This is a genomic window from Pseudomonas sp. BF-B-26 (genome assembly GCF_019956495.1).
Taxonomy (GTDB): domain Bacteria; phylum Pseudomonadota; class Gammaproteobacteria; order Pseudomonadales; family Pseudomonadaceae; genus Aquipseudomonas.
The window spans coordinates 1-6860 of record NZ_JAHBDP010000025.1; the positions used below are offsets into that span (position 1 = coordinate 1).

A 6860-nucleotide genomic window follows, 5' to 3' on the forward strand; every position below is an offset into this window, starting at 1 on the left:
CCCCGCACCATTCGTCGCACAAGACCAATAACAACAGGTTCGACACCATGCCCCCGCGCCCTGCCCTGTCCGGCTGATCCCGTTCGTTTTTATCCCAAATTCAGAATTTTTGTCTGCAACCCCCCACGTTGCGGCAGCGCCCCGTTTCACGCCTAAAAACTAGAGAGATCCGCACACATGACACCTTCCAACACTCAATACTGGTTCCCCAGCCTCATTGCCGTTGCACTGGCCAGTACCGCCCTGCCCGCCATGGCCGAGGAGTCAGGCTTTGTCGAAGGTGCCAAGGTCAACCTGAACCTGCGCAACTTCTATATCAATCGCAACTTCACCAACCCGACCAAAGCCCAGGGCAAGGCAGAAGAGTGGACGCAAAGCTTCATCCTCGACGCCAAGTCCGGGTTCACCCAGGGCACCGTCGGATTCGGCATGGATGTGCTGGGACTGTACTCGGTGAAACTCGACGGCGGTAAAGGCACGGGCGGCACGCAGTTGTTGCCGCTGGATCACGACGGTCGCCCGGCGGACAACTTCGGGCGCACCAACGTGGCGTTGAAGGCCAAGCTGTCGCAGACCGAAGTGAAGGTGGGCGAATGGATGCCGGTGCTGCCGATCCTGCGTTCGGACGACGGTCGTTCACTGCCACAAACCTTTCGTGGCGGCCAGATCACCTCGAAGGAAATCAACGGCCTGACGCTCTACGGCGGCCAGTTCCGCGCCAACAGTCCGCGCGACGACAGCAGCATGAACGACATGTCGATGACCGGAAAACCAGCGTTCACCTCCGACCGTTTCAACTTTCAGGGTGGCGAATACGCCTTCAACGAGAAGCGCACCCAGATCGGTGTGTGGAACGCCGAACTCAAGGACATCTACAGCCAGCAGTACGTGAATCTGATCCACAGCCAGCCCATCGGCGACTGGACCCTGGGCGCCAACCTCGGTTTCTTCTATGGCAAGGATGACGGCAGCGCCCGGGCCGGCGAGCTGGACAACAAGACCTGGTCGGGCCTGTTTTCGGCCAAATACGGCGGCAACACCTTCTATGTCGGTCTGCAAAAACTCACCGGCGACAACGCGTGGATGCGGGTCAACGGCACCAGCGGCGGCACCCTGGCCAATGACAGTTACAACGCCAGTTATGACAATGCGAAAGAAAAATCCTGGCAGGTACGCCATGACTACAACTTCGTCGCCCTCGGCATTCCCGGCCTGACCCTGATGAACCGTTACATCAGCGGCGACAACGTCCATACCGGCACCATCACCGACGGCAAGGAATGGGGCCGCGAAAGCGAACTGGGCTACACCGTTCAAAGCGGCGCACTCAAAGACCTCAACCTCAAATGGCGCAACTCGACCATTCGTCGTGACTTCAGCAACAACGAGTTCGATGAGAACCGGTTGATCGTAAGCTATCCGATCAGCTTGTTGTAAGGCGATCAGTCAGCCAGCCGCCTGTCAGGCTGGCTGGCGCTTTGCCGAGCTTCAATTACAGTGAAAAAACCTGACAGGACTCAGGCGAAATGCAGCCCTCCCCCACTTCCGTTATCTGTTGATGTTGGTCCCCAAGACTTGAGCCAGGCTGTCATCGGAAGACACCACTGATCACCAGAGGACCACCTCATGATCGCTCGACTCAAATCCGCACCCGTCTCTACCGACTGGGACGCCAAGGCTTACCAACAATTCTCGCGTCTTCGACAACGACCGGTGAGCGAACTGCTTGATCACGTTGATCTCAAACAACCCAAACGCATTTACGACCTGGGATGCGGCACCGGCATTGCGACTCAACTCTTGGCCAAGCGCTGGCCTCGAGCGCAGTTGCAGGGCATCGACAGTTCGCAGCAAATGCTGGACGAAGCCCGTTGTCTGCCGATCAAGGCGTCGTGGAAACATTGCGATCTACTCGACTGGCAACCCGAACAACCGGCGGACCTGCTGTTCGCCGCCGCCGTACTGCACTTCGTCAGTGGTCACGAACAGTTGTTGCCGCGACTGCTCGGCCAGCTCAATCCGGGTGGATGCCTGGCCGCGCACATGCCCGACTGGCGGGATGCGCTGTGGTACAAACTGATGCTCGACACCCTTGAAGAGGCAGGCCCCGGTGGCAAACCACTCGCCCCCCCGCAGTTGCGCGAGGCCATGGCGGCGCGGCCGCTGTTGTCTTTGGAAAGTTACTATCGGTTGCTTTCGCCGATCACCCAGACCCTGGATATCTGGGAGACCGAACAGCTACAGGTTGTCGACGGCAAGTCACCGATCTATGACTGGGTCAAAGTCTCGGCGCTGCGGCCGGTGATGCAGGGCCTGAAGAATGATGAACAGGCGCGGTTCATCTACCACTACCTGATGCGCGTGCATGCGCACTACCCGCCGGAGAGTGACGGGCACACGTTGTTTCCGTTCAAGCGGATTTTCATTGTGGCCACGGTTTAAACCTGTGGGAGCGGGCTTGGACTGGGCGGCATTCCGACGAAGGCGGTTTAACCTTCAACATCGATGCAAGCTGACCCACCGCTTTCGCGAGCAAGCCCGCTCCCACAGGGGATTTTAGGTGAACACAAGAATTGCGTTACAACCGGATCAGTGTGGGAGTGAGCCTGCTCGCGATGGCGGTTTAACCTTCAGCATCGATGCAAGCTGACCCACCGCTTTCGCGAGCAGGCTCGCACACAGGGGGCTTAGGTGAACACATAATTTGAATTCACACCGTAAAACTGTGGGAGTGAGCCTGCTCGCGATGGCGTCAGCTCAGACACCGCAAATCGCCAGGATCACTCCCGCGATTCAACCCCCAACTCATCCCACACCGACTCCGCCAGATGGAACGTCGCATTCGCTGCCGGAATGCCGCAGTAGATTGCGCTCTGCATGATCACTTCCTTGATCTCGCCGCGGGTCACGCCGTTGTTGGCGGCGGCGCGCAGGTGCAGTTTGAGTTCTTCGTTGCGGTTCATGCCGATCAACATAGCGATGGTGATCAGACTGCGGGTGTGGCGCGCCAGCCCCGGACGGGTCCAGATGTCGCCCCAGGCATGGCGGGTGATCATCTCCTGAAACTCCGAGTTGAACTCGGTCAGCGCATTCAGGCTGCGGTCGACGTGGGCGTCGCCGAGTACCGCGCGACGGACTTTCAGGCCCTCGTCGTAGCGTTGTTTCTCGTCCACAACAATCCCCTTAATGAGCTGACAAAAACGCCAACACGCGCTCGCTGAACGCAGCACCGGCCTGAACGTTGGACAGGTGCGCGGCGTAGAACTCGGCGTACTCGGCGCCCTGCACGTGTTCCTGAATGAAGTGCCCACCGGACGGCGGCGTGACCGCGTCTTCGGTGCCGGCGATGACCAGCAGCGGCACCTTGATCGAGGACAGCTGATCGCGGAAATCGGCATCGCGCACGGCGGCACAATTCGCGGCATAGCCTTCAGGCGAGGTGGCCGCGAGCATGTCCGTAATTTTTTTCGCCGCAGCAGGATTGGCTTCAGCAAAATCCGCGGTGAACCAGCGCGCAATCGACGCATCACGCAAAGCGACCATGGCGGCCGGACCGTCACGCAGCACGGTTTCAATGCGCGGGTTCCACACCGACGGATCGCCGATTTTCGCCGCGGTGTTGCACACCACCAGTTTGTTCAGGCGATCACCCGCGTTGATCCCCAGCCACTGGCCAATCAGCCCGCCCATGGACAGACCGCAGAAATGCGCGCGTTCGATGTGCAACGCGTCCAGCAACGCCAGCACGTCATGGCCCAGTTGCTCGATGTTGTACGGCCCGGGCGTGACCAGCGATTGGCCATGGCCCCGGGTGTCGAAACGCAGCACACGGAAATGCTCGGTGAACGCCGCAATCTGCGCGTCCCACATGTGCAGGTCGGTGCCCAGCGAGTTGGACAGCACCAGCACCGGCGCATCCGCCGGGCCATCAAGTTGGTAATGTAGTTCGCCCTCGGCGAGTTGTACGAAAGCCACAGCAATCTCCTTCAGGCAGTCAACGCAGAATGTTCAGCCACCGCTCGCTCGACCCAGGTATGGGCCTGACCGAGGTAATGGGCGGGGTCCAGCAAATGATCGAGTTCAGCATCCGACAGTTCGGCGGTCACCTGCGGCTCGTCGCCGAGTACCGCTCGCAGATGACGTCGTTCAGCCACCGCACGCTTGCAGCATTGCTCCAGCAAATGGTGCGCAGTGTCGCGCCCCACTCGTTGAGCGAGGACGATGCTCACCGCTTCGGCGAGCACCAGGCCTTGGGTCAGATCGAGGTTGCGGGCCATGCGTTCGGCGTCCACTTCCAGTCCGTCCGCCATCAGCATCGCTTGTTTCAAACTGCCGGACACCAGGCAGCAAATCTCCGGCAGGGTTTCCCACTCGGCATGCCACAGGCCCAGGCTGCGCTCGTGTTCTTGAGGCATGGCGCTGAACAGCGTCGAGAGCAAACCCGGAACGCGCGTCGCAGCACCGATCAGTACCGCCGCGCCCACCGGGTTGCGCTTGTGCGGCATGGTTGAAGAGCCGCCCTTGCCCGGCGCGGAAGGTTCGAACGCTTCAGCGGCTTCGGTCTGCATCAACAGGCTGATATCACGGCCCAGTTTGCCGAGGCTGCCGGCGATCAATCCCAGTACCGAGCCGAACTCCACCAAGCGGTCTCGCTGGGTGTGCCAAGGTTGATCCGGAAGTGTCAGTTTCAATTCTTCAGCCAGCGCGTGGGCAATCGGCATCGCCTGCTCGCCGAGGGCCGCGAGGGTTCCGGAGGCGCCGCCAAATTGCAGCACCAGCAGTCGCGGTTTGAGTTGTTGCAGACGTTGCCGGCTGCGAGTGACAGCGCCCAGCCAACCGGCGATTTTCATGCCGAGGGTGACGGGTGTCGCGTGCTGCAACCAGGTGCGCCCGGCCAGCGGTGTGGCGACGTAGCGCAACGCCTGGGTCGCCAGCGTTTCGCCCAGTTGCACCAGATCGTTTTCGATCAGCTCCAGTGCCCCACGCAGTTGCAACACCAGACCGGTGTCCATCACGTCCTGGCTGGTCGCGCCCAGATGCACATAGCGCTCGGCTTCGGCATGGTTGGCCGCGATCTGTTTACCCAACGCCTTGACCAACGGAATGGCCGAATTGCCGGCCGTGGCAATCGCCTCGCCGAGCGCCGCGAAGTCGTAATGCCCGGCCTGACAGGCCGCTTCAATCGGCGCGACAGCCGTTTGCGGAATCAGCCCGACTCGCGCCTCGGCCCGAGCCAGCGCCGCTTCAAAATCAAGCATCGCTTGAACCCGACCCTGATCGCAGAACACCTCACGCATGTCGCGGGCAGTGAAATAGGCATCGAACAATTGATTGCCCGGTCGCTCGTTCATAAACAGTCCCTGGAGGCGTGGGCCGGTCAGGCCCACGGGTAAAGATCAAAGGTCGTTTTCCAAATACTTCGCCTGTTTCGGCAAGCGCAGGCTGAACAGGAACGCCACCGCCATCATCACCGTCACGTACCAGTAGAAGGAGTTTTCCATGCCCCCGGCTTTGAGGCTCAGGGCCACGTATTCCGCCGAACCGCCGAAGATTGCATTCGCCACCGCATACGCCAGGCCGACGCCCAAGGCGCGCACCTCCGGCGGGAACATTTCGGCTTTTACCAGGCCGCTGATGGAGGTGTAAAAACTGACGATCGCCAGCGCCACGGTAATCAGTACGAAGGCCAGAAACGGACTGCTGACGCTTTTCAGACTCAACAGAATCGGCACGGTGAACAGCGTACCGAGGGCGCCGAACCACAGCATCGAGTTACGTCGGCCGATCTTGTCCGCGAGCATGCCGAACAACGGCTGCATGCACATATAAAGGAACAGCGCGCCGGTCATGATGTAGCTGGCGGTCTTGGCCTGCATGCCGGCGGTGTTCACCAGATATTTCTGCATGTACGTGGTGAAGGTGTAGAAAATCAGCGAGCCACCAGCGGTGTAACCGAGCACGGTGATGAACGCCGCTTTATGGTCGCGGAACAGCGCACGGATGCTGCCGGCGTCCTTGTTTGCGCGCATTTCCTTGCTGGTGGTTTCCTTGAGCGAACGACGCAGGAACAGCGAAATCAACGCCGCCAACGCACCGACGACAAACGGGATCCGCCAGCCATAGGCGCGCAAATCATCCTCAGTGAGGAACTGTTGCAGGATTACCACCAGCGACACCGCCAGCAACTGCCCGCCAATCAGCGTCACGTACTGGAACGAGGCGAAGAAACCGCGCTGGCCCTTAAGGGCCACTTCACTCATGTAGGTCGCGGTGGTGCCGTACTCACCGCCCACCGACAACCCCTGAATCAGGCGGGCGAACAGCAGCATGATCGGCGCCCAGACGCCGATGTCCTTGTAGGTCGGCAGGCAAGCGATGAGTAACGAACCGAAGCACATCATCAGAATCGAGATCAACATCGAATTCTTGCGCCCATGCTTGTCCGCCAGCCGGCCAAAGATCCAGCCGCCGATGGGCCGCATCAGGAACCCGGCGGCGAATACACCAGCCGTATTCACCAGCTGCACAGTCGGGTTATCGGACGGGAAAAAGGCAGGGGCGAAATAGATCGCACAGAAGGCGTAGACGTAGAAGTCGAACCATTCGACGAGGTTGCCGGACGAGGCGCCGACAATCGCGAAGATCCTTTTACTGCGCTCTTCGCCGGTGTAGTGCGCTGTAGTAGCGGTATCAGTTGTCATTGTTTTTTACTCAATGGGGACTGTGAGAGTCTAGACACACTTTGCAACAGCCCCGTTCCACAGATAGATCAGTAACACAAATCCCCATGTGGGAGCGGGCTTGCTCGCGAAGGCGTCATGTCAGTCAATACAGATGCTGCCTGACACACCGCCTTCGCG

Annotated in this window: 6 protein-coding genes; 2 read left to right on the forward strand and 4 right to left on the reverse strand. The window is 60.0% G+C overall.

Features of this window, described 5'->3' with window-relative positions:
- Positions 1 to 177 precede the first annotated feature (177 nt).
- Together KGB03_RS02200 and KGB03_RS02205 are read left to right on the forward strand one after the other, a co-directional pair.
- Positions 178 to 1437, forward strand: coding sequence for an OprD family porin (locus KGB03_RS02200; protein WP_223526174.1), 1260 nt, complete (start codon positions 178 to 180; stop codon positions 1435 to 1437).
- A 189-nt stretch (positions 1438 to 1626) separates the two neighbouring features.
- The gene (locus KGB03_RS02205; protein ID WP_223526176.1) at positions 1627 to 2442 is read left to right on the forward strand and encodes a methyltransferase domain-containing protein; all 816 of its coding nucleotides are present in this window, start codon (positions 1627 to 1629) and stop codon (positions 2440 to 2442) included.
- 338 nt (positions 2443 to 2780) lie between these two features.
- Here the strand turns inward: KGB03_RS02205 and pcaC are convergent, their stop codons facing one another.
- From pcaC to KGB03_RS02225, 4 genes are read right to left on the reverse strand one after another with little or no spacing between them, the layout of a single operon-like run.
- Positions 2781 to 3173: a 4-carboxymuconolactone decarboxylase gene (pcaC, locus tag KGB03_RS02210; protein ID WP_218536350.1), complete on the reverse strand. Its 393-nt coding sequence runs from the start codon at positions 3171 to 3173 to the stop codon at positions 2781 to 2783.
- Positions 3174 to 3183: 10 nt separating this feature from the next.
- A complete protein-coding gene (pcaD, locus tag KGB03_RS02215; protein ID WP_008147334.1) occupies positions 3184 to 3975 on the reverse strand; it encodes a 3-oxoadipate enol-lactonase in 792 nt (263 codons plus the stop codon).
- An 11-nt stretch (positions 3976 to 3986) separates the two neighbouring features.
- Positions 3987 to 5351: a 3-carboxy-cis,cis-muconate cycloisomerase gene (locus KGB03_RS02220; RefSeq protein WP_223526177.1), complete on the reverse strand. Its 1365-nt coding sequence runs from the start codon at positions 5349 to 5351 to the stop codon at positions 3987 to 3989.
- A 45-nt stretch (positions 5352 to 5396) separates the two neighbouring features.
- Entirely contained in the window at positions 5397 to 6701 is a 1305-nt protein-coding gene (locus tag KGB03_RS02225) for an MFS family transporter (RefSeq protein ID WP_192406527.1), read from the reverse strand.
- Positions 6702 to 6860: the final 159 nt, after the last annotated feature.

Coding starts and splice junctions, on each gene's coding strand:
- KGB03_RS02225 (WP_192406527.1), bottom strand. CDS start 6,701: ATGACAACTGATACCGCTACTACAGCGCACTACACCGGCGAAGAGCGC.
- KGB03_RS02205 (WP_223526176.1), top strand. CDS start 1,627: ATGATCGCTCGACTCAAATCCGCACCCGTCTCTACCGACTGGGACGCC.
- KGB03_RS02200 (WP_223526174.1), top strand. CDS start 178: ATGACACCTTCCAACACTCAATACTGGTTCCCCAGCCTCATTGCCGTT.
- KGB03_RS02220 (WP_223526177.1), bottom strand. CDS start 5,351: ATGAACGAGCGACCGGGCAATCAATTGTTCGATGCCTATTTCACTGCC.